Source organism: Aeromonas enteropelogenes (genome assembly GCF_020097295.1).
Classification (GTDB): Bacteria; Pseudomonadota; Gammaproteobacteria; order Enterobacterales; family Aeromonadaceae; genus Aeromonas; species Aeromonas enteropelogenes.
The window spans coordinates 3,607,619-3,629,754 of the sequence record NZ_CP083625.1; the positions used below are offsets into that span (position 1 = coordinate 3,607,619).

The 22,136-nt window shown below is 61.4% G+C and carries 19 protein-coding genes; 13 read left to right on the forward strand and 6 right to left on the reverse strand.

The window, feature by feature from the left end:
- Positions 1 to 66 precede the first annotated feature (66 nt).
- The 9 genes from LA321_RS16700 to LA321_RS16740 all read left to right on the forward strand — a co-directional run bounded on the left by LA321_RS16700 (position 67) and on the right by LA321_RS16740 (position 10,346).
- Entirely contained in the window at positions 67 to 456 is a 390-nt protein-coding gene (locus tag LA321_RS16700; protein WP_223377588.1) for a DUF4381 domain-containing protein, read from the forward strand.
- Entirely contained in the window at positions 453 to 1,445 is a 993-nt protein-coding gene (locus LA321_RS16705) for a VWA domain-containing protein (RefSeq protein WP_042069446.1), read from the forward strand. The genes LA321_RS16700 and LA321_RS16705 overlap by 4 nt, the downstream gene beginning before the upstream one ends.
- Complete coding sequence (locus tag LA321_RS16710) at positions 1,436 to 2,884, forward strand: vWA domain-containing protein (RefSeq protein ID WP_042069448.1); 1,449 nt, start codon at positions 1,436 to 1,438, stop codon at positions 2,882 to 2,884. The genes LA321_RS16705 and LA321_RS16710 overlap by 10 nt, the downstream gene beginning before the upstream one ends.
- Positions 2,881 to 4,437: a hypothetical protein gene (locus LA321_RS16715; protein WP_224212221.1), complete on the forward strand. Its 1,557-nt coding sequence runs from the start codon at positions 2,881 to 2,883 to the stop codon at positions 4,435 to 4,437. Before LA321_RS16710 ends, LA321_RS16715 begins: the two co-directional genes overlap by 4 nt.
- A 13-nt stretch (positions 4,438 to 4,450) precedes the next feature.
- The gene (locus LA321_RS16720) at positions 4,451 to 5,050 is read left to right on the forward strand and encodes a sigma-70 family RNA polymerase sigma factor (RefSeq protein WP_061477594.1); all 600 of its coding nucleotides are present in this window, start codon (positions 4,451 to 4,453) and stop codon (positions 5,048 to 5,050) included.
- Positions 5,043 to 5,819 (forward strand): DUF3379 domain-containing protein, encoded by a 777-nt coding sequence (locus LA321_RS16725; RefSeq protein ID WP_042069452.1) that lies wholly within the window; start codon positions 5,043 to 5,045, stop codon positions 5,817 to 5,819. Before LA321_RS16720 ends, LA321_RS16725 begins: the two co-directional genes overlap by 8 nt.
- 392 nt (positions 5,820 to 6,211) lie before the next feature.
- A complete protein-coding gene (locus LA321_RS16730; RefSeq protein ID WP_042069453.1) occupies positions 6,212 to 7,477 on the forward strand; it encodes an outer membrane protein transport protein in 1,266 nt (421 codons plus the stop codon).
- Positions 7,478 to 7,730: 253 nt separating this feature from the next.
- A complete protein-coding gene (locus tag LA321_RS16735; protein WP_042069454.1) occupies positions 7,731 to 9,005 on the forward strand; it encodes an outer membrane protein transport protein in 1,275 nt (424 codons plus the stop codon).
- Positions 9,006 to 9,122: 117 nt separating this feature from the next.
- Positions 9,123 to 10,346: an EAL and HDOD domain-containing protein gene (locus tag LA321_RS16740; RefSeq protein ID WP_042069456.1), complete on the forward strand. Its 1,224-nt coding sequence runs from the start codon at positions 9,123 to 9,125 to the stop codon at positions 10,344 to 10,346.
- Here LA321_RS16740 and LA321_RS16745 read toward each other — a convergent pair.
- A complete protein-coding gene (locus LA321_RS16745; protein ID WP_042069457.1) occupies positions 10,343 to 11,506 on the reverse strand; it encodes a thiolase family protein in 1,164 nt (387 codons plus the stop codon). The two genes, LA321_RS16740 and LA321_RS16745, sit on opposite strands and share 4 nt — an antisense overlap.
- A gap of 120 nt (positions 11,507 to 11,626) precedes the next feature.
- Here LA321_RS16745 and LA321_RS16750 point away from each other — a divergent pair, with 120 nt between their 5' ends.
- Positions 11,627 to 12,022 carry a MerR family transcriptional regulator gene (locus LA321_RS16750; protein WP_042026319.1) on the forward strand — a complete coding sequence of 132 codons (396 nt, stop codon included), beginning with the start codon at positions 11,627 to 11,629 and terminating at the stop codon, positions 12,020 to 12,022.
- A gap of 106 nt (positions 12,023 to 12,128) precedes the next feature.
- Here the strand turns inward: LA321_RS16750 and rplY are convergent, their stop codons facing one another.
- The 5 genes from rplY to LA321_RS16775 all read right to left on the reverse strand — a co-directional run bounded on the left by rplY (position 12,129) and on the right by LA321_RS16775 (position 19,042).
- Positions 12,129 to 12,416, reverse strand: a complete 288-nt coding sequence (gene rplY / locus LA321_RS16755) for a 50S ribosomal protein L25 (RefSeq protein WP_024945378.1) — start codon at positions 12,414 to 12,416, stop codon at positions 12,129 to 12,131.
- Between the two features lie 117 nt (positions 12,417 to 12,533).
- The gene (locus tag LA321_RS16760) at positions 12,534 to 13,370 is read right to left on the reverse strand and encodes a hypothetical protein (RefSeq protein WP_042069458.1); all 837 of its coding nucleotides are present in this window, start codon (positions 13,368 to 13,370) and stop codon (positions 12,534 to 12,536) included.
- Positions 13,371 to 13,466: 96 nt separating this feature from the next.
- Positions 13,467 to 17,366: an ATP-dependent RNA helicase HrpA gene (gene hrpA / locus LA321_RS16765; protein WP_042069459.1), complete on the reverse strand. Its 3,900-nt coding sequence runs from the start codon at positions 17,364 to 17,366 to the stop codon at positions 13,467 to 13,469.
- Positions 17,367 to 17,579: 213 nt separating this feature from the next.
- On the reverse strand, positions 17,580 to 18,002 hold the full coding sequence (locus LA321_RS16770) for a CBS domain-containing protein (protein WP_042026485.1): 423 nt from the start codon (positions 18,000 to 18,002) through the stop codon (positions 17,580 to 17,582).
- Between the two features lie 149 nt (positions 18,003 to 18,151).
- Positions 18,152 to 19,042, reverse strand: coding sequence for a LysR family transcriptional regulator (locus LA321_RS16775; RefSeq protein ID WP_042069460.1), 891 nt, complete (start codon positions 19,040 to 19,042; stop codon positions 18,152 to 18,154).
- Positions 19,043 to 19,157: 115 nt separating this feature from the next.
- Here LA321_RS16775 and LA321_RS16780 point away from each other — a divergent pair, with 115 nt between their 5' ends.
- The 3 genes from LA321_RS16780 to LA321_RS16790 are packed head-to-tail and all read left to right on the forward strand — an operon-like array spanning position 19,158 to position 21,955.
- Positions 19,158 to 20,309 carry a methionine aminotransferase gene (locus LA321_RS16780; RefSeq protein WP_042069461.1) on the forward strand — a complete coding sequence of 384 codons (1,152 nt, stop codon included), beginning with the start codon at positions 19,158 to 19,160 and terminating at the stop codon, positions 20,307 to 20,309.
- A gap of 8 nt (positions 20,310 to 20,317) precedes the next feature.
- Positions 20,318 to 21,133: a carbon-nitrogen hydrolase family protein gene (locus tag LA321_RS16785; protein ID WP_042069462.1), complete on the forward strand. Its 816-nt coding sequence runs from the start codon at positions 20,318 to 20,320 to the stop codon at positions 21,131 to 21,133.
- A 51-nt stretch (positions 21,134 to 21,184) separates the two neighbouring features.
- Complete coding sequence (locus tag LA321_RS16790; RefSeq protein ID WP_042069463.1) at positions 21,185 to 21,955, forward strand: transporter substrate-binding domain-containing protein; 771 nt, start codon at positions 21,185 to 21,187, stop codon at positions 21,953 to 21,955.
- Positions 21,956 to 22,136 lie beyond the last annotated feature (181 nt).

Below are 22,136 nucleotides of genomic sequence, written 5' to 3' on the forward strand. Positions count from 1 at the left end.
ATGAGGGACATACACCCTGGCCCCGAGATCGTCGAACAGAGCCTGGACCCGAGGATTCAAGGGCTATTGTGGTTACTGATCGGTGCAACATTGCTTTGGCTGATCATCCGTTTCACTCTGATGGTGCTGGGATACCGGCGCTGGTGTCGCCAGTTTGATGGGGACCCCCAGCAACTGGTACCCCGACTTCAGGAGGCCCTGCGCTATGAGGCGCTGCAGCGCTGGCCCGAGGCTCGCCAGCTGCATGGCGAGGCGTGGCTCGCCTTTGTCGATCGCCATGGCAGGAGCGATTTTTGCCAGTTTGCCGATCAATGGAGCGGCTGGCTCTATGGCAACCAGTCACCCACCCGCGAGCAGCGTGCCCGGCTTGAGCAAGCCTATCGCCGCTGGGGGCGCACCGTTTTTTTGCGCCAACCACTGCTGGCAACAAGACGCGCTCGCCGGAGGCAGTCATGATCCTCGCCTGGCCCTGGTTTGCCCTGGCACTGGTGCTGCCCCTGCTGGTGCGCTTTGGCCTGCCTTCCCTGAAGAGGGGTCATCTGCACCATCCTGGCTTTCCCCTGCTGCATCCCCACGGTGGCTTGCCCTTATGGCGCGCCCTGCTCATCTGGTGCGCCCTGATCCTCGCCCTCTGCCGCCCCCAATGGTGGGGAGAGCCTATCGTGCGTTATCAGGAGAGCCGCGATCTGCTGCTGGCGGTGGATCTCTCCGACAGCATGCGCACCCCCGACATGCTCGATCGCGGCGAACAGTTGGCACGTCTGACGGCGGTGCGCCAGCAGATCAAGCAGCTGATCGCCGCCCGTGCCGGAGACAGGCTCGGGCTTATCGTCTTTGCTGATCACGCCTACCTGCTCTCACCCCTGACCCGGGAGATCCCCGCCCTGCTGACCTTGAGTGACGAGCTCGACTTTGATCTGGTGGGGCGTACTACGGCGCTCGGTGAAGCCATCCTGCTGGCTCGCCAGCACGCCGACCCAGCCCACCCCGGCGCCCTGCTGCTGGTGACTGATGGGCGCAATACCGCAGGCAGCGCCGATCCTCTGCAGGAGGCCCGCCTCGCCGCTGCGAGCGGCATGCGGATCTACACCCTGGGGGTTGGCGCCGATCCGGATACCTTCGTCCTGCCTTACGATCAGCTGGGCACCGGCCAGGCCGATCCCAGCAGTGAGCTGGATGAGCCCCTGCTCAAGGCGCTAGCCGAGGTGGGCCACGGGCGCTACTTTCGGGCACGCACCCAGGCCGATCTTGAGGCTATCAACAACGCCCTCAATCAACTGGAACCCACCGCCCGGCCAATTGCGCACCATCAACCGATCACCGAACTTTATCCCTGGCCACTGGCGCTGGTGTGCGCCCTCTTGCTGCTCCCCACCAACGGCAAAGGCGCGCTTCCTGGTGGCTGGCGCGCCCTGCTGGCAAGAAGGGTTCGCCGATGGAGCTGATCCTGCTGCGACCATGGTGGCTGCTTGCCCTGATCCCCTGGCTCTGGCAAGGGTGGCGACGCCATCGCCAGCCCCCCCTGCTGGCGCCCGCCATGCAGGCCTATCTGCTGCCTGCCACCAGGCCCTCTCGCCCCTGGCGCTGGCTGGCAACCTTGCCCGTCATCCTGGCACTGAGCGGGCCGGCTCTGCGCGGTGAGCTGCAACAACAACCCGCCGCCCCCCTCGATATCTGGCTGCTCGATCTCTCCCGCTCCATGGAGGCCACCGATCTCAAGCCGGATCGGGCCACCCGGGTCAGGTGGCAGTTGCAACAGCTGCTCGCCAGCGCCCAAGGCGCGCGTATCGCCCTCATCCTCTATGCCGGGGATGCCTATCTCGCCATGCCGCCGACCCGGGATCATCAGGCGCTCTCCCTGCTGCTGCCCGACTTGCGCCCCGCCATCATGCCGCTGCAGGGCAGCAACCCGGCACGGGCCGTCGCCCTGGCCATGAAACAGATTGCCCCCGGCGAACAGGCCCGGCTGCTGCTCATCACCGATGATCTAAGCGCCAAACAGATAGCGCAGATTGGCAAGCTGTGGCCCTGCCAGCAGAGCCTGTTTTGCCACGACAATGCCCCAGCGCGGCTCGATATCCTGCTCGCCAGCAGCGGCCAGGCGGCAAATATGCCTCCCATCCCGGCCGGTGAACTTGGTTTTGCGCGCCAGCCCCCCCGTTTGCCGGCACCGGACGGCCACGCCATCGAGGCCCTGGCGAGCCGCCTTGGCGGTTCACTGCAATGGCTTGACGGCGCCCCTCCCCGTTTTGTGCCGCTGCCGGCCACCAGCTCGGCCCTGACGCCAGCCCCCCTCGATCTCGGTCCCTGGTTACTGATCCCGCTGCTGCTGCTCGCCCTGCTCGCCAGAGTGGGGGCCTATCTGATGGTGCCGCTGATCCTTGGCTGGCCACTGTTGCAGTCACCGCCGGCACAGGCGAACGAGCTCACCGAACAACAAGCTCTTGCCGCCTATCAGCGAGGAGATTTTGAGGACGCGGCCCTGGCCTTCGATAACCCCATCTGGCGCGGCAACGCCTTGTATCGGGCAGGCAAGTTCCGTCAGGCGATCGCGGCCTATCAGGAAGATGACAGCGCCACCGCCTACTACAACCGGGGCAATGCGCTGGTACAGCTCGGGGAACTGGACAGCGCCAAAGAGGCCTATCTAGCTGCTCTTGCGCAAGAACCTGGCCATGAAGATGCCCTCTATAACCTCTCTTTGCTGCAGGGCCAGGCGGCATCCGCGCCTGAGAAGACCGACACGGCGCCTCTCCCGTCGCCCTCTTCTCCCCAAAGCGAACCGGCCCCCTTGCCCCCCGCCCCGCCGGTGGTACTGCTTGAACAGCGTCTTCGCAAGGAGGCGCTCAGGCGGGAGCTGGTCAAAGTGGAGGCGCCCTGGTGAGATACCTGGTGCTGATCCTCGCGTTGCTGGCCTTCCCCGGCTGGACCTTGCCACCTCGGGCCGAGTTGTTGCCGGGCACCGATCCTGCGGACTGGCTATTGATCATTGAAGCTGATGGCGAGCGCGACAGCCGCGAGCTGGAGATAGCCCCGCTGCTGCGCCAGTTTGCAGTGGGCAGGGTCACCATGAGTCGGGTCACGACGCCAGTGCAGCAGCTGACCCGCTGGCAGATCCCCCTGCACCTCGGCCAGGGGCACGATGGAACGGCTGACCTCATCATTCCCTCCCTCAAGCTGGGTGATGAGATGACCCAACCCCTCCATTTTCGCCCGCAGCAGGTGACAAAAATCGCACCACCTCCAGCACCAGCACCAGCACCAGCACCAGCACCAGCACCAGCACCGATGGAAATGCAGGCCCGCCTGCTGCATCAAGGACCCCTCTATCCCGGTCAGCCGGTCATTTACCAACTCACCCTCTGGCTCCCCGCCAATCTGCAACACCCGGGGTTGAGCGAGCTGACCTCTCCCCATTTCATCATTCGCCGCCTTGGCGATGACGAGTGGATAGCCCCCGCACAGGGGGGATTGCCCGGCAGGCTCACCCGCAGCTGGCTGATCCAGGCCAGAGAGCCGGGGCACTGGCAATTGGAGTCTCCCCGCTTGCAGGGCCAGTTGCCCCGACCAGGGTACGGGCCGGATCGGCTCTCCGCCAGAGCGGCGCCGCTTCAGGTTCGGGTGGATAAGGCTCCTGCCACGCCCGTGGCCAGCGCCCTGACCTTGCGCCAGCGCATCGAGCCCGCCAGCGAAGGGCCTTTGGGAGAACCGTTGATCCGCATCCTGACCCTGACGCTGGAAAATGGCGACAGCAGTCAGGTGCAGCTGGCCCCTCTCATGGCAAGTCGCCTCCCTGACGGTTTGCAGGCCCATCCCGACGGGGAGCGGCAAAACGAACGCTACCGCGACAATGCCCTGCACATCGAGCGAGAGTGGCGGCAAACTCTGTCAGCCCACGAGGCCGGTACCTACCTGCTGCCCCCCATTGAGTTGAGCTGGTTCAACACTCAAACTGGCAAAATTGAGCAACTATCCCTGCCAGCCACCCGCCTCAGCTTCCAGCCCACGACGGGCCATGAAGCAGAGCAGAGCGCATCACGAGAAGTCGCCGCAGACAGTCTCTGGTGGGTGTTGCTGGCGTTGGGGCTGCGCATGGTCTGGCGTCGCTGGCCACGCTGGCGGGCTTTCTATTACCTGCAGCGGGCACTCTGCCTGCACCGGCCCGATGCCAGCCGAAAAGCGCTCATCCATTGGGCCTCCCTACGCTGGCAGGGCACCTATTATGAATTAGGCCAGTTGCAGCGAGCTCGGCATAATCATGTCGGCGCGCACCTAGAAGATCTCGAGCGAGTCTGTTTTTCCAGCCAGCCAACTGATCCGCTCCCCCGCTGGCAACAGCTCGCTGACACGCTAAGGCCCCATGAAACCATCGGGATCGCATACCTCATCTGCCTGCTGGCGCACCTGAGTGCTCGCTCCCGCGCATCGGCCCCCTGACAAGGAGTGCTTAATGGCATTGCTGTTTTTCAGAAAAAAACACGCTCAGCACCATATTGGAGGAAATGATCCGGCCAGTACGCCGGTCTATGACCATATGGCTGACAAACAAACCAAATTTGAAGCACTGGTCCATGCCCTGCACGGGGATCTCTACCGTTACGCCTACTGGCTGACCCGGGATCCGGCGGTGGCGGAAGACTTGGTGCAAGAGACCTTCCTACGCGCCTGGAAGGCCATCGACACCTTGCTCGATGACAAGGCAGCCAAGAGCTGGCTGATCACCATACTGAGGCGGGAGAACGCCCGCCGTTTCGAGCGTAAACAGTTCGATCTGGTGGATCTGGATGAACATCCCCAAAGTCACCCGGATGCCCTGCACAGCGAACAGGAGATGGAACACGAGTGGCTACGCCGCCATATCGGCCGCCTGCCCGAGGAGTACCAGGAACCCCTGCTGCTGCAAGTGGTGGGGGGATTCAGTGGTGACGAGATTGCCGAGATGCTCGGCCTCAACAAAAACACCGTCATGACCAGATTGTTTCGAGCCCGCAACCAGATCAAAGAGGCGATGGAACAGAAGAAACCAGCAAGAGGACACGGACATGGATGAACTCGAATTTCGCCGCAACGCCATGATCCAGCCCCATGATCAGCAGCCGGATTTTCTCGAGGCGGCCAATGCCAATCCGGCCAATCGCCAATATCTGGACGAGATGAAGCGGCTCGATCGTTCGCTCCATCAGGCCATGGAGGTCGACGTCCCAGCCGGACTCGCCCAGCGGATCCTGCTAAAACAAGCCTTGCTGAGAGAAGAAGATGAAGCCCTGCAACCGGCTCATCCCGTGGGGAACCTGCCCACGGCAACATCAGGTACTGCCAGGACCAATTGGCGCCAGCTAGCCATGGCCGCCTCCGTCGCCTTCCTGCTTGGACTCAGCACACGCTGGATAACCCTGCCCCAGGCTCCGGCCACGACCCAGTCCCTCGCCCAGGTGGCGATGGCCCATGTCTATGGGGAAGCACCTTTTATCAAGGGGGTCGACGAGCGGGTCAACCTGCAAAACATCAATGCCAAGATGGAGAAATATGGCGCCACCTTAAGCGGGATGGACGGGCTCAAGGTGACCTATGTCAACCACTGCTCCTTTTATCAGGGGCCCGCGCTGCACATGGTGATCCAGGGCAAGATGGGACCCGTGACCCTGTTTCTGGTACCCAAACACGTGCCCTTGACCCTGCAACCCAACTTTGAGGATGGCACCCTCAAGGGTGAAATAGTGCCGCTGCGAGGTGCCAACATGGTGCTGATTGGTGACATGCAAGAGCCCCTTGCGCCAGTTGCCGACACCCTGGAGTCACGTCTGCACTGGTCCATTTAACAAAACCGGTCGATACCCATATTCACAGGCAGTCTGGCTCGCCCAGCTGCCTGTTCAACTCCAGTTCCCCCCTCTTTTTCCGCCAGATGTCGCACGTTATCCCATTTTTCAAAAAAATATTTTTGTGAGCCAGATCGGTTAATTTGCTCTAAAAATGGCCTTCTACCCCCGAAATTGATGAATTAAACAGCCAAATAAAACAAATGATTAACACCTTGGTCACTTTTATGTATTCTGCTGTCACTGGTCTGATTTCTTACCTCCTACCAGATCCATAGAATCACGCCAGCATTGATTGGGAAGAAGCTGAAATAACAACGGATTTTGTCGAGGTCTGCAGTGAACATGCAGCCAAGTATCGGCAAAAAAATCTGCCTACAAGAGAGAACACCATGACCACAACAGTTTTCAAGAAGAGCCTGATTGCAGCCACTATTGCCCTGGCCACCAGCCAGGTTCATGCTGCTGCGTTCCAGCTGAACGAGCACTCCGCCTCCGGTCTGGGCCGTGCCTATGCCGGTGAAGCGGCCATTGCCGACAACGCCGCCGTGCTGGCCCGCAACCCGGCAGCCATGACCACCTTCGACAAGATGGCCGTTTCCGTCTCCGGCACCTATATCAAGCCGGATGTGGATGTAGATGGCAGCATCTCCACACCGCTGGGCAAGGTATCTGCCAGCGAGTCAGGCATTGCGCCGTCCGCCTTCGTACCGGCATCCTATTTTATCCAGCCGCTCAATGATCAGTGGGCATGGGGTATCGGCCTCTTCTCCAACTACGGTCTCTCTACCGAATACTCCAAGACCTTCCCGGCAGGTGCCGGAGCCGGTGATACCGAGCTGTTGACCCTCAATATCAACCCGAACATCGCCTATCGCATCAACGAGCAGTTCAGCATCGGTGCCGGTATCAACGCCGTGTATGGCGCTGCCGAACTGAACCGCTATGCCGGCCTGCTCGGTCCGGCTCTAGGCCAGAAGTCCGACACCCGTATTGCGCACCTCAAGGGTGACACCTGGGGCTTTGGCTGGAACGTGGGTACCCTGTATGAAATCAACAAGGATCACCGCTTCGCCCTGACCTACCGCTCCCAAGTCGACATGAGCTTTGACGGCGACTTCCAGGGGCTGACTTCCGGTAACCGCACCGTGGATGGCAACCTGAAGCTGGATCTGCCGGCCCAGGCCGAGTTCGCCGGTTACCATCGCCTGAACGAGCAGTTTGCCGTTCACTACTCTGTCAACTGGACCGACTGGAGCGCATTCCAGGAACTGAAAGCCACCAGCAGCCAGTGTGCTGGCGGTGTCTGCCTGCAAAAAGACGAGAAGTTCAAGGACTCCACTCGTTACTCCATCGGCGGTACCTGGTATATCAACCCGGCTTGGGAAGCGCGTCTGGGCTTCGCCTACGACAACAGCCCGATCGAGCCTGAATACCGCAGCCTGAGCATCCCTGACTCTGACCGTGTCTGGTACAGCGCCGGTGCTACCTACCACATCAACCCGGATATGAGCGTCGACTTCGGCATGGCCTATCTGGATGGCAAAGAGGTGGACGTGAGCGAAGGTCTGCGCAACCACTCTGACGCACTGCGCTGGAAGGGTTCCTCCCACGGCAACGCCTTCCTGGCATCTGCCCAGTTCAACATGAAGTTCTGATTGTTGAGCAACATGAAAGAGCGCCGCAAGGCGCTCTTTTTTTATGCGACCTCCTCTTCTCGGCGTACAGCTGTAGCACACACATGTTCACTTTTCTTTTTTAATCAAACTATTAGAGCGCTTTCTCCCAGTATTTAATCCCGTTTTCATCCTCTGTGTGCCTCTGTGGTTGCCTTACTGGTCATACCATATAAAATCCTGCCTCCATTCATATGGCCTACTGAACATTCGGTTCATACCCAAGGATTTTGTCATGCAATCCATCATCAAACCGTCCGCCATCGCCCTGTTGGTGATCGCGGGTCAAACCCATGCCGCCGGATTCCAGCTGGCCGAGCAATCTGCCACCGGCCTCGGCCGCGCATTTGCCGGTGAAGCCGCTATTGCCGACAACGCCTCCGTATTGGGCCGCAACCCGGGTGCCATTACTCGCTTCAAACAGACCGCCTTCTCCGGCGGCTTCATCTATATTCGCCCCCAGGTCGATATCGAAGGGCGTGTGAGCGATAAGTTCGTGACCCCAGTGGGTAGCCTGCCCACCGGCAACAAGTCCGCCGACGCCAACGACGTGGCGGGCGATGCCTGGGTGCCCAACCTCTATGTCGTCACCCCCCTGAATGAACGGCTCAGCCTGGGGCTCTCCCTCTCCTCCCAATACGGGCTCGGGATCGAGATGCCAAAAGGGTACAGCGCCGGCCACTTTGGCAATGTGTCCGATATCAAGACAGTCGAGCTCGGCACGGCCCTGGCCTATCAGTTCACCCCCTTCTTCTCCGCAGGCATGGGACTTTCCCTTATTCGTGGCGAGGGGGAAGTAGGTGGCACTTTCCCCCACCAGGACAAGATCGCCAAGCATCTCGAAGGCACTGGGAACGAGCTTGGCTGGAATATCGGTGTGCTGCTCACCCCAAACGAGCGGACCCGTATCGGTCTCACCTATCGCAACGGGGTCGATCTCAAGCTCAAGGGGGATGCCGTCGGGGTCGATGGCCAGGGACAGACGTTCAAAGATACTGGCAATCTGGTACTGCCACTGCCTGCCACCGCCGAACTTGCCCTCTTCCAGCAGCTCACAGACAAGCTCGCGCTCCATGGCAGCGTCAACTGGACTAACTGGAGCAAGTTTGTCGGTCTGGATGCCAGCCTGGATCATCAGGGGCCGATGCACATCAAAGATGAAAACTGGCAGGACAGCTGGCGCTATGCGCTCGGCATGACCTATCAAGTGGCGCCCAAGTGGCAACTGCGCTCAGGCATTGCCTACGATGAGAGTCCGGTCCCTGCGGCCAACCGCACCATTTCCATCCCCGACTCGGATCGCATCTGGTACAGCCTGGGAGTGGGATATCAGTACAGCAAGGCGCTCTCGGTCGATGTGGGCGTCACCCTGATCGATGGCAAAAAAGTGGGGGTGCATGAATCTTTCACGCAAACAATCAATGCTCAAACTCAGTATCAGTCCAATTTTGACGGCACTTCGGAAGGGGATGCCTGGCTGACCGGTGCCCAGCTGAGCTATCTCTTCTAACTCGTTCTTCTTGCAAACAAACACTATGCCAGTCATTGACTCAGCGAGCCTGGTCAATACTGGCATAGTGCCGCGCTACACCATAGAATCAAGCCAGTACCCATATCGGAGCCAGGCATGTATTCCTACGTAGCTAGACAGCCGATCCTCGACAAGGATCTCAATACCCATGCCTATGAATTGCTCTTTCGCGATAGCCTGAACAATGTCTTCCCCAGCATCTCCTCCCAGCAGGCCACATCACGCCTGGTGGTGGAGCAATTTTTGCAGCAAAACATCGATCAATTGCTGGGGGGCCGCCCCTGCTTCATCAACTTCCCTCACTCCCTGTTGCTGGATGGTCTGGCGGAATGCCTTCCTCCCGACAAGGTGGTGATTGAAATCCTGGAAGATGCGGCGCCGGATGATGCCCTGCTGGAGAAGGTTAAACAGCTGCATACACAGGGCTACCAGCTGGCACTGGATGACTTCACCCTGTCGCCGGAGTGGGAGCGTTTCCTCCCCTTTATCCACATCATCAAATTTGATCTCAGGGCCACCTCCCTGTTCCAGATCAAGGTGTTCATTCAACGCCACAAAAACCTCAACCTCACCTATCTGGCGGAGAAGGTGGAGGACAAGGCCGAATTCGAACGGATGAAGAAACTGGGCATCCAACTGTTTCAGGGTTTTTTCTTCAGCCGCCCCGAACTGGTCAAGCAAGCGACCATGGAGCCGACCCAGGTTGTGGTCATGCAGCTGCTCAACGTGGTCAATCAGGCAGAGCCCGACATCAACCGGATTGAACAGCTGCTGAGTCAGGACGTGGCCCTCTCCCTCAAGTTGCTGCGTTATGTCAATCATCTCAAGGGGCGTACCAATCCCATCTCTTCCTTTCGCCAGGCGGCCATCTACCTTGGCAACACCCAGCTAAAGCGCTTTGTCTCCCTGGTCGCCGCCACCAGCGCAGGTAAAGGCAAGAGTGCCGAGCTTTACCAGATGTCCCTGATCCGGGCCCGTTTCTGCGAATTGCTTGCCCATGTCCATGCTCCCGCCCAGCAGGAGCCGCAAGCCTTCATCACCGGGCTATTCTCGCTGCTGGATGTGCTGATGGAACAACCGATGGACACGCTGCTGGGTACCATTCCGCTCGCCGAAGAAATCCGGTTGGCCCTGCTGGAGCGCAAGGGCAAGCTGGGTTTCTACCTCGCATTTTGTGAAGAGTACGAAAGCGCCAACTGGACACAAGTCTCAGCCAGAACGGCCAGACTGGGGCTGAGCGAAGACAAAATCAGCCACCTCTATCTGGCCGCCACCACCTGGGTCAACGAACAGTTCCAGGCGATGACGGCAACCGACTAGTCGATCTCGACCGCCATCGCGGTCGCCTCCCCGCCCCCGATACAGAGCGCAGCCACCCCGCGTCGCAAACCCCGTTGGCGAAGCGCCGCGATCAGGGTCACCAGCACACGGGCGCCGCTCGCTCCCAGCGGGTGACCCAGGGCGCAGGCGCCACCGTGCACATTGACCTTGTGATGGGGAATACTGCATCCGGCCATCGCCAGCATGGTGACCATGGCGAAGGCCTCGTTGATCTCGAACAGATCGACCTCCTCCACTGACCAGTCGAGTTTGGCCAGCAGACGAGAGATGGCACCGATGGGTGCCGAGGTAAACTCCGCTGGCAACGCGGCATGGCTCTGATAACCCACGATCCGGGCCAGCACCGGGATCTTGTGCGTTTGCACCAGCTCGGGCGCCATCAGGATCAAGGCGGCGGCCCCATCGGAAATGGAACTGGCGTTGGCCGCCGTGATGGTTCCCTCCTTGCCGAAGGCCGGCTTGAGCGTGGGGATCTTGTCAGGTCGCCCCTTACCGGGCTGCTCGTCTTCGGCAAGCAACAACTGCTCGCCCCGATAGACGGGGGCCAGCTCGGCGGCAAAAAAACCTTCCTGCTGGGCCTGACGCGCCCGTTGCAGCGAGGCAAGAGCAAATTCATCCATGGCCACCCGGGTCAGCCCCGCCTGATCGGCACTGTGCTGGGCATGGATCCCCATCAACTGGCCATCATAGGCATCCTGCAGCCCATCGAGGAACAGGTGATCGAGCACAGTTTGATGTCCCATGCGAAAGCCGCTGCGCGCTTTGTCCAGCAGATAGGGGGCACGACTCATGCTCTCCATGCCGCCGGCCACCACGACCCGGTTATCCCCGAGCCGGATGCTGTCTGCGGCCAGCATCACCGCCTTCATGCCGGAGCCACACACCTTGTTGATGGTCGTGGCGGGGACCGCAAGAGGCAGACCGGCCTTGAGCGTCGCCTGCCTCGCCGGCGCCTGGCCGACACCAGCCCCGAGCACATTGCCAAGATACACCTCATCGACCTGCTCTGGGGACAAACCGCTCTGCACCAGGGCCGCCTGAATGGCACAAGCCCCCAGCTCCGGGGCCGACACCTCTGCCAATGCCCCTTGAAAGGCTCCCATGGGCGTTCGTTTTGCCGCTACGATTGCAATATCCATTTGCTGCTCTCTCCTTGTTGGATGGTCCTAACATATGTGCTCTGGCGCCATGGAACAAGAGTTGCAGTGCAGTTTACGTTTAGGTAAGGTGCCCTCAGGATCGTTTGCCAAGATAGCCATATGAATAAAACCAAGGATGAGAGCCGGCGTTACAGCATCAGTGAGCTGGCCCGGGAATTTGATGTAACGACTCGCAGTATCCGCTTCTATGAAGATCAGGGCTTGCTTAACCCCGCCAGAGAGGGGCAGACCCGTATCTACAGCAAACAGGACAGGGTGCGCCTCAAACTCACTCTACGCGGTAAACGGCTGGGGTTCAGCCTGGCTGAGATCCGCGAACTGTTTGATCTCTATGATGCCGACAAGAGCAGCCGGACCCAGTTACAGACCATGCTCGAACTGGTGGCGGAGAGAAGGGAAACCTTGCAGCAGCAGATGGAAGACATCCGAGTCGTGCTGCTGGAGCTGGAGGCCGCCGAGCAGCGCTGTCAGCAGGCGCTGAACCAGATGAAATAACAAGAGCGTTCTCCTGAACACGCACTGGCAAGTGCCAACCGGGGAACCCCGGATAGCAAAAAGCCACTCCTGAGAGTGGCTTTTTCTTCAACTGGACAGTTAGCGATTAAACGCGAACGAAGTCCAGGTGAACCAGCTTGTAACGTACCGGGTGACGCTGGATAGCTTTCACTTTTACGTTAACTTCTTCGCCGTTGATCACCAGAGTCAGTACGGACTCATAGAATTCCGGCTTTTCTTGGGCCAGGATGAATTTCTTGTGGTCAACAGTGATGGACTGGGCTTCTTTGCCTGCACCGTAAACGATGGCAGGAACTTGGTCAGCATGACGCAGGCGGCGGCTCGCACCTTTCCCCAGGTCAGAACGGACTTCAGCTTGGAATACGAAAGACATAGTAAGTATCTCTTTTAGATGAATGTATGGTGTTGACTGCGACCGGTCAGCACCTCGCAAAACGAGCGCGAATACTACCACGGGCCAATATCGGATACAAGGCACGCACTTCTTTATTTAATTGCCCTGTTCCAGCCTGGCAAACTGTTGTTGACGCTGGCCCGGGCTCAGGGCATCAAACTGCGCCAATGTCTCGGCGCGGGGGCAATAGAGCGCATCCCCGGTCTTGACCCGAATGCCGTTGCTCAGTCGGGAGCGATTGTCCGCAGCCAGCGCTAACAGGTAGCTGTAAGTGTCCGCCCCGATGCGATTGGCGAGCTGATTGGCGATACGCCACAGGGTCTCACCGGCAGCCACCCTGTGACACAGAGCCCGCCCATCCCCAGCCGCCGGTTCGACATCGTATTGATAGGAAGGCGGTGACATCCCTTCGACCAACACCATGCCGGCTCCTGCCATCGTCCGGACGTTCATCCCCAGTTGTGCCAGCAGAGGCTCAGCCCCCTCGTCCCGCCCACGCAGCGCCCGTTCATTGCGCGCCAGCTCCGGCATGCGGAACTCGGCGATAAAGGGAACCAGGGCATCATCCTCACGCGGTGACGCTGCTACCAGGGTGGTCGCAGGCGCCGTGGTCACGCCCTGATTGGGGGCAACCCCGTAGGCCATTTCGTCGATGCGCCTGAGCCTCGCCAGATAGGCCTTGGAGAGTTCGGCCTCCCCTTCGAACAGATCGAACGGCGGCACCAGCCTGGCAGGAAAGAGGATCTGCCAGCGCCCGTTTTTCTGCCTTTGCGCCAGCGGTGGAAACTGGTTGCCATGCCAGGCCACGAACATGGCGGGGGGGGTGCGCCCCAGCGGATAATATTCCGGGTTCAACTGTACCCAGGTTTGTTCGGCAATAGGCTGGTAACCGCTGATCACCACCTGCGCCACACTCAACCAGATCCCCAGCATCCTGCCTCCCAGTCTGGTTTGGCAACGGGGTGGCCAACCCTGACCCTCCCCTTGTCAACGACACATATCATCTTGTTAATTCAGACAAATAACAGCTTAGCACTGGGCGATGGCGTTTAGCACCCGTTTATCGGAGACCGGATAGGGGGTCCCCAGATTCTGGGCAAAGAAAGACACCCGCAGCTCCTCGATCATCCAGCGGATGTTGGCCACCTCGGTGGGCACCAGCTGTGATTTCGGGATCTTGGCCAGCAGCGCCTTGTACTCCGACTCCACGCTGTGCACCTTGAGCATGTAAACCCGATCCCGGTTGGGATCGATGGCCAGCTTCTCCAGGCGCCGCTCGATGGCGCGCAGGTAGCGCAATAGATCCGGCAGCCGCTGCCAGCCGGTCTCGGTCACGAACCCCTTGTGAATGAGGTTGCCGAGCTGCTGCTGAATGTCGGACATGGCAAAAGCGGTGTCGAGCTGCATCTTGCCCTTGAGCCGCTTTTTGATCTCATGGGAGAGGGTCAGCACGGCTTCCACTTGGCTTGCCACCTCCACCACCGCGTCGTTGAGCTCGGCGCGGACATACTCCTTGAGCGCCTCGAAACCCGCTTCATCCCAGGCCATGCCGCCGTGCTGCTCGATGAGCTTGTCGCAGCCGCAGGCGATGCAGTCGTCAATAAGTTCCGCCACTTTGCCAAAGGGGTTGAAATAGAGCCCGAGCTTGGCCTTGTTGGGCAGTTTCTCCTGCAGGTACTTGATGGGAGAAGGCACGTTGAGCAGCACCAGCCGGCGCTGGCCCGCCCACATCAGCTGCTGCTGCACCGCCGGGCTTTCCACCAGCTGGATGGCCACCGAATCCTTCTGGTCCACCAGGGCCGGATAGGCCTTCACCTCGAACCCGCTGCGCTTTTGGCTGTACTCCTTCGGCAGTTCGCCAAAGCTCCAGAGGGTCAGGCCGGACTGCTCGATATCATCGTCCGCCACTTGCGACAGGGTCTCCTGCACCTTGCCGCGCAGGGACTCTTTCAATGCCTCCAGGTCTTTCCCTTCCGCCACCTTCTTGTGTTTGTCGTCCACCACTCGGAAGGTGAGTTTCAGGTGATCGGGCACCGCAGCCCAATCCCAGGATTCGCGAGGCACGGTCACGCCGGTCATGCGACGCAGCTGGCGCTCCATCTCATCCAGCAGCGGCCCCTGCTCTGGATTGATGCTGGCAAGCAGCGCATCGGCATAGTTGGGGGCCGGTACGAAGTTCTTGCGCATCGGCTTTGGCATCGACTTGATGAGGGCCACCAAGAGCTCGTGACGCAGCCCCGGGATCAACCACTCGAACCCTTTCACCTCCACCTGGTTCAGGAGCGGCAGCGGGATATGCAGCGTCACCCCGTCTGCCGCCTCCCCCGGCTCGAATTGGTAAGTCAGTTTGAGCTTGAGGCGCCCCTGCTGCCAGAAGTTGGGGTAGTCGAGATCGCTGATGTGGGCCGCATCCCCCTTCATCAGCATCTCTTTTTCGAAGTTGAGCAGCTCGGAGTCCTGCTTTTGCGCCTCCTTCCACCACTTGTCAAAATGACGGGCGGAAATCACCTCCTCCGGCAGGCGGGCGTCGTAGAAGCGGAACAGATCCTCGTCATCCACCAGGATGTCGCGCCGGCGTGACTTGTGCTCCAGCGCCTCCACCTCGGCCAGGAGCTTGCGGTTGTCACTGAAGAAGCGATGGCGGGTTTCGAAGTCCCCCTCCACCAGGGCACGGCGAATAAAGAGCTCACGGCACAGCGCCGGATCGATGCGACTGAAGTTGATGGTGCGCTCGGCAACCAGGGTCAGGCCATAGAGGGTCACCTTCTCCTTGGCCATGACGGCGCCATTTTTCTTCGACCAATGGGGGTCGCTGTGGTGCAGCTTGATGAGGTGGCCCGCCAGCGGCTCCACCCACTCGGGTTCAATCCTGGCGTTGATGCGGGCGTAGAGGCGCGAGGTCTCCACCAATTCTGCGGCCATCACCCACTTGGGCGGCTTCTTGAACAAACCCGAGGCCGGGAACAGATGGAAACGACCGTTGCGGGCGCCGAGAAACTCCGGCTTCTCCAGATCCTTGTTGCCGATATGGCTGAGCAGCCCCGTGAGCAGGGCACAGTGCACCGTCTTGAAATCCGCCGGCTCCTGGTTGGCTTTAAAACCCAGCTCCTTGACCGTCTGACGCAATTGGAAGTGGATATCCTGCCACTCGCGCACTCTCAGATAGGAGAGAAACTCCTTCTGGCACATGCGCCGGAACGGGTTGCTGCCAAGGGCATCCTGCTGCTCTTTCAGGTAGTTCCACAGGTTCACGAAGGCGAGGAAGTCGGAATCCTTGTCTTCAAAGCGTTTGTGCTGCTCGTCGGCGGCCTGCTTTTTCTCCATGGGCCGCTCGCGGGGATCCTGAATACTGAGGGCGGCGGTGATCACCATCACCTCGCTCAAACAGCCGGTTTGCGCGGCGCTGATCACCATCTTCGCCAGACGGGGATCAAGGGGGATGCGCGAGAGCTGGCGACCTGTCTCGGTCAGCTGCAATTTTGCCTCACGATCGCCGGTGGCGGGCAGCTCGCGCACCGCCTCCAGCTCTTTCAAGAGGGTCAGACCATCCTTGATATGGCGCGACTCTGGCGGCTCCACGAAGGGGAACGCCTCCATATTGCCAAGGCCAAGCGCCAGCATCTGCAGGATGACCGAGGCCAGATTGGTGCGCAGGATCTCGGGGTCGGTAAAGGCCGGACGGCCGTTGAAATCGTCCTCGGAGTAGAGGCGGATACAGATACCGTCCGCCACCCGGCCGCAGCGCCCTTTACGCTGGTTGGCGCTGGCCTGGGAGACCGGCTCGATGGGCAGGCGCTGCACCTTGGTGCGCCAGGAGTAGCGGCTGATACGGGCCGTACCCGGGTCAATCACATAGCGAATGCCCGGTACCGTCAGCGAGGTCTCCGCCACGTTGGTGGCGAGCACGATGCGCCGCCCGGCGTGGGGCTGGAACACCTTGTTCTGCTCGGCGTTGGAGAGGCGGGCGTAGAGCGGCAGCACCTCGGTGTCGCGCAGGTTGAGCTTGCGCAGGGCATCGGCGGTATCGCGGATCTCCCGCTCGCCGTTCATGAAGATGAGGATATCCCCCAACCCTTCGCGGGCCAGCTCCTCCACTGCATCGAAGATCCCCTGCAGCTCGTCGCGCTCTTCAAGCCCTTCGCTCTTGTCACTGGTAAGTGGACGATAACGCACCTCCACCGGGTAAGTGCGACCTGATACCTCGATCACCGGCGCCTTGTTGAAATGGCGGGAGAAGCGCTGTGGGTCTATGGTGGCCGAGGTGATGATCACCTTGAGGTCGGGGCGCTTGGGCAGCAGTTGCTTGAGATAGCCCAAGATGAAGTCGATGTTAAGGCTGCGTTCGTGGGCCTCGTCGATGATGATGGTGTCGTACTGGGTCAGCATCCGGTCATTCTGGATCTCCGCCAGCAGGATACCGTCGGTCATCAGCTTGATGTGGGTCTGCTCGCTCACCTGATCGGTAAAACGCACCTTGTAACCCACGTAGTGACCGAGCTCGGACTCCATCTCCTCGGCGATGCGTGCCGCCACGGTACGGGCCGCCAGACGGCGCGGCTGGGTGTGGCCGATAAAGCCTTTCACCCCGCGCCCCAGCGCCAGACAGATCTTGGGGATCTGGGTGGTTTTACCCGAGCCGGTTTCCCCGGCGATGATCACCACCTGATGTTCATTGATCGCCTTGGCGATCTCCGCCTGCTTCTGGCTGACCGGCAGATTGTCCGGATAGGTGACCCTGGGCACACCGGCCAGACGGGACTGGTAGCGCGATTCGGCGGCATCCAGATCGGCGGCAATGGTCTCAAGCACGGCGGCCTGCTTGGCTTCCGGCAGCTTCTTGGCCCCGTGCAGACGGCTGGAGAGACGGCGGGCGTCGAGGTTCATGCAGGCAGATAGACGGCGGCGCAGCGCCTCGATAGAGAGAGACAAGGTACGAATTCCTTAAAAGAGTGCCCATCAAGGGCCATATCGATAGCTGGGGGTGATCCTAAAGAGCGGGAATGAGTGGTGCAAGCCTTTCAGTATCTGGCGTTAATGGTTCAAGGCTAACTGCCCAAAAATGGCCGCAAGCCAGGGGCAATCCATATCAGGGACAAAAAAGCAGGCCAGCGGCCTGCTTTTGAGATAGTCACGTGCAGCGGCTTAGCCGTGCGCATGATGAACGAAGCAGGTTGTCAGCTGGGCATGGATAGCCTGCATCACGTTGTGGCGGTTGATCACCCCCACCAGATGCCCCTCCTCCACCACCGGATAGATCTTGGGTTTTTGCCCCATCATCATCTCCGCCAGCGCCAGAATGCTGGTATCCGGCCCCACCGTCAGCACCTCCTTGCGCATCACATCCTTGACCTGGGCCACCTGCTCGCAGTGATAGGCCTCCCTGAGCATGACGGCGATGCAATCCTGTTCGGAGATCCAGCCGATCAGGTGTCCCTTGTCATCAACAACCGGCCCCCCCAGCTGGTGGCTGTTCAAGAATTTCTCCACAGCCGCTTGCACCATCATGTCCGCCTTGAAGGTGATCGGCCTGTTTTGCATATAATCCCTGGCTTTTAGCGATTCCATATCCATTCCCCCAATCGGCGCCTTGCGCGCAGATACCGGCACTATGCACGGCTTATACCAAGCATAGCCCGCTCACCACAGTATGGTCTTGTTGCCACCTTGTACCAAGGCAGCATTACATCACGTATGTAGAATCAGAATTATGTTTGTCAGAAAGAGGGGCGCTCGCCCAGCAACCACTGGCAGACCCGGGTTACGCCGGGAGGCGGGTTGCCTGGACAGACAAGCAGGGCGTATTCGTGATCCGTCTCCAGCACGGGGGCGAAGGGTGCCACCAGGGCGCCGCTCTCCAGCTCCTCGGCCACTATGGTGGGATCCCCGAGAGAGAGGCCAAAGCCCTGCAGCGCGGCGTTCATCGCCAAGTCCAGGGTATCGAACAGCTGCCCCCCCTGGGGCTGCCAGGGGGTCGCGATGAAGGCGGCAAACCAGTTGCGCCAGTCCCGCCGATCGACGCTGGCATGGATCAGCGGCAACAGGGGGAGCTCCTCCAGGGAGCGTTCGAACAGGCGGTGCTTGGCGGCGAAGGCCGGGGCGCAGACCGGGGTCAGCCGCTCCCGGAACAGGGGCTGGCTGTTGGGATAGCGCCCCAGGCAGGGCTGGTAGACGATGGCGAGATCGAACGGCTCCCGGGAAAAGTCGATGCCGTGGTGGTGGCTGCCGCGCACCTCCACCGCCTCCCCCTCGAACGCCTGCAGCCGTCGCAGCACCCAGCGGCTGGCGCAGGAGGGCACCTTGATGCTGATGGCCTGCTCGTGGGGCAGGGCCTGCAGGGCGCTGAGCCCCTCCCCCATGCGCACCAGCCCCTCCCGGATGAAGGGCAGCAGTCGCTCGGCGGCCGGGGTCAGGGTCAGGCTGCGGGTGCCGCGCACGAACAGCAGGTGCCCCAGGCGCGCCTCCAGCTGGGCGATCTGCTTGCTCACGGCCCCCTGGCTGACGCACAGCTCGTCGGCGGCCAGGGTGAAGCTCAGGTGACGGGCGGCGCACTCGAAGACCTGCAAACCGTAGAGGGGCAGCTGGGTGCGCGGCGGGGTGAATAACATGACAAGCCTCCATGCTTGAGAAAAACTCATGCATACCATGCCGAATAATCCGTTGTCCGACAAGCGCCTCGGGGGCTAAAACAGGGGCTCATTCCCACACTCAGGTGACGGCGCCATGTCTTCCCCCCAGGTTCTCAGCAAACTGCCCCAGGTGGGCACCACCATCTTCACCGTGATCGGGGATCTGGCCGCCCGCCACCCCAGCATCAACCTCTCCCAGGGGGCGCCGAGCTTCCCCTGCGATCCCGAGCTCATCCGGGTGACCCACGAGGCCATGCTGGCCGGCGAGAACCAGTACGCTCCCATGACCGGGCTGCCCGCCCTGCGCGAGCAGCTGGTGGCCAAGATTGCGACCAGCTACGGTCACCACTATGACGCCGGCGAGGAGATCACCATCACCGCCAGCGCCAGCGAGGCCCTGTTCTGCGCCATCACCGCCCTGGTTCACCCAGGTGACGAGGTGATCATGTTCGAGCCGGCGTTCGACAGCTACCGCCCCATGATCCAGCTGCAGGGGGCCACCCCCGTGGTGATCGCCCTCAAGGCGCCGGATTTTGCCATCCCCTGGGACGAGGTGGCCGCCCGCATCACCCCGCGCACCCGCATGATAGTGCTCAACACCCCCCACAACCCGACCGGCACCGTCTGGCAGGCGGCGGATCAGGAGCACCTCGCCCGCCTGGTGCGCGGCACCGACATCCTGATCCTCTCGGACGAGGTGTATGAGCACGTGGTGTTCGACGGCGCCCTGCACCAGAGCGTCATCCGTTACCCGGAGCTGGTGGAGCGCTCGGTCGCCGTCTTCTCCTTCGGCAAGACCTTCCACGTCACCGGCTGGCGCGTGGGCTACTGCGTGGCCCCCCGCCCCCTGATGGAGGAGATCCGCAAGGTGCACCAGTTCGCCATGTTCGCCGCCGACACCCCCATGCAGTACGGCTTCGCCCACCTGTTGCAGCAACCGGCCCACTATCAGGGGCTGGCGGCCTTCTACCAGCGCAAGCGCGACTTGCTGACCTCGGCCCTGGCAGAGTCGCGTCTGACCCTGCTCCCCTCCGCCGGCAGCTTCTTCATGCTGGCGAGCTACGAGCGCATCAGCGACGAGTCCGACAGCCTGTTCGTGCAGCGGCTGATCCGCGATCACGGGGTCGCCACCATCCCCGTCTCCGCCTTCTATCACGACGGCACGGATCAACGGGTCATCCGCCTCTCCTTCTCCAAGGATGACGACACCCTGCTGGCGGGCGCCGAGCGCCTGTGCCGCGTCTAGGAGGCCACATGGACAGCGTACGCGTCGCCGTGCTGCAGATGGTCTCCGGGGATGACCTCGACCACAACCTGACCCAGGCCGAGGCGCTGCTGCGCCAGGCGGCGGCCGAGGGGGCCGAGTTCGCCCAGTTGCCCGAGTACTTCTACCTGATGCCAGAGGATGAGCGGGCGCGGGTCGCCCTGGCCGCCCCCGTCGGCGATCACCCCCTGCTGGCCTGGGTACAGGGGCTGGCCCGGGAGCTCGGGATCTGGGTCCTGGCCGGCACCCTGCCGCTGGCCAGTCACGAGCCCGGCAAGATGCACAACAGCAGCCTGCTCGTCGACCCCGAGGGCCGCCTGGCCTGCCGCTACGACAAGCTGCATCTGTTTGGCTTTTGCACCGGGCAGGAGCAGTATGACGAGGCAGCGACCATGACCCCGGGGGAGACGGTGGTGAGCCATCCCCTGCCCTGGGGACTGCTGCGCCTCGGGATCTGCTACGACCTGCGCTTCCCGGAGCTGTTCCGGCTGGGGCCGGCCCCCGACGTCATCGCCCTGCCCGCCGCCTTCACCCACACCACGGGGCTCGCGCACTGGGAGCTTCTGCTGCGGGCCCGGGCGGTGGAGAACCTGGCCTTCGTGTTGGCCTCGGCCCAGGGGGGACACCACCCCGGCGGGCGCCGCACCTTCGGCCACAGCATGATCATCGACCCCTGGGGCCGGGTACTGGCCCGGGTCGAGGAGGGTCAGGGCATGGCCATCGCCACCCTGGATCTGGCAGCCCAGCGCACGGTGCGCAGCCAGCTGCCGGCCCTCGCCCATCGCAAGATAGCCGTCGGCCCCTAGGCCGACACCCGTTACGACCATCGACATGACGCCACACTCAAGGGACTGATTATGAAACTCAACACCGCAATGATGCTGGTGGCCCTGGCCACCACAGGCCAGGCCGCCGCCAAACCCCTGGTGATCGCCACCGACGCCACCTATCCCCCCTTCGAAATGGTCGACAGCAGCGGCAAGCTCGGCGGCTTCGAGGTCGAGCTGGCCTACGCCCTGTGCGAGGCCATGAAGACCGAGTGCGAGGTGATCAACCAGCCCTGGGATGCCCTGCTCCCCGGCCTGCAGGTGCGCAAGTACGACGCCATCATGTCCTCCATGAACATCACCGACGAGCGGCGCCAGAAGGTGGACTTCAGCCAGGTCTACTACATGATGCAGAACCGCTTCGTGGGGCGCAGCGACAAGGCCGCCGACTTCGCCGACGAGCCGGCGCACTTCAAGGACAAGGTGATCGCGGTGCAGGAGGGCACGCCCCAGGACAACTTCGTCACCGCCCGCTACGGCGACGTGGCCAAGATCAAGCGCTACGTCAACGCCCAGTCCCCCATGCTGGATCTGCAGTCCGGTCGCGCCGACTACACCTTCGGCAACATGGTGCAGTTGAAGGTGGGCTTCCTCGACAAGGATATGGGCAAGCAGTTCGCCTTCGTCGGCCCCCAGTTCAACGGCACCCAGGACAAGATCCTGGGGGAAGGGGTGGCGGTGGCGCTGCGCAAGCACGACGACCAGCTCAAGAGCCAGTTCGATGCCGCCATCGAGAGCGTCAAGGCCGACGGCACCTTCGAGCAACTGCTCAAGAAGTACCAGCTCGAAGATCTGCTCTAAGCGCTCAACTGGCGGACCCTAGGCCACAACTTGCCATGCCGGTCGGGCAACCCGACTGGCATGGTCTTTTTGGGAGTGCTCACCGCCCCTCAATGCCGTGGCAAGCGCAAGACATGCCCGCAGGCAACATTCGCCGTTGCAGATGGTCAGGACGCCCTGCCTGCCGACACTCCCAAGTACC

Bases quoted from the DNA above. Each gene is read 5' to 3' on its own strand.
- LA321_RS16705 (WP_042069446.1), top strand. From the start codon at position 453: ATGATCCTCGCCTGGCCCTGGTTTGCCCTGGCACTGGTGCTGCCCCTG.
- LA321_RS16710 (WP_042069448.1), top strand. From the start codon at position 1,436: ATGGAGCTGATCCTGCTGCGACCATGGTGGCTGCTTGCCCTGATCCCC.
- LA321_RS16720 (WP_061477594.1), top strand. From the start codon at position 4,451: ATGGCATTGCTGTTTTTCAGAAAAAAACACGCTCAGCACCATATTGGA.
- LA321_RS16725 (WP_042069452.1), top strand. From the start codon at position 5,043: ATGGATGAACTCGAATTTCGCCGCAACGCCATGATCCAGCCCCATGAT.
- LA321_RS16730 (WP_042069453.1), top strand. From the start codon at position 6,212: ATGACCACAACAGTTTTCAAGAAGAGCCTGATTGCAGCCACTATTGCC.
- LA321_RS16735 (WP_042069454.1), top strand. From the start codon at position 7,731: ATGCAATCCATCATCAAACCGTCCGCCATCGCCCTGTTGGTGATCGCG.
- LA321_RS16740 (WP_042069456.1), top strand. From the start codon at position 9,123: ATGTATTCCTACGTAGCTAGACAGCCGATCCTCGACAAGGATCTCAAT.
- LA321_RS16745 (WP_042069457.1), bottom strand. From the start codon at position 11,506: ATGGATATTGCAATCGTAGCGGCAAAACGAACGCCCATGGGAGCCTTT.
- LA321_RS16750 (WP_042026319.1), top strand. From the start codon at position 11,627: ATGAATAAAACCAAGGATGAGAGCCGGCGTTACAGCATCAGTGAGCTG.
- rplY (WP_024945378.1), bottom strand. From the start codon at position 12,416: ATGTCTTTCGTATTCCAAGCTGAAGTCCGTTCTGACCTGGGGAAAGGT.
- LA321_RS16760 (WP_042069458.1), bottom strand. From the start codon at position 13,370: ATGCTGGGGATCTGGTTGAGTGTGGCGCAGGTGGTGATCAGCGGTTAC.
- LA321_RS16770 (WP_042026485.1), bottom strand. From the start codon at position 18,002: ATGGAATCGCTAAAAGCCAGGGATTATATGCAAAACAGGCCGATCACC.
- LA321_RS16775 (WP_042069460.1), bottom strand. From the start codon at position 19,042: ATGTTATTCACCCCGCCGCGCACCCAGCTGCCCCTCTACGGTTTGCAG.
- LA321_RS16780 (WP_042069461.1), top strand. From the start codon at position 19,158: ATGTCTTCCCCCCAGGTTCTCAGCAAACTGCCCCAGGTGGGCACCACC.
- LA321_RS16785 (WP_042069462.1), top strand. From the start codon at position 20,318: ATGGACAGCGTACGCGTCGCCGTGCTGCAGATGGTCTCCGGGGATGAC.
- LA321_RS16790 (WP_042069463.1), top strand. From the start codon at position 21,185: ATGAAACTCAACACCGCAATGATGCTGGTGGCCCTGGCCACCACAGGC.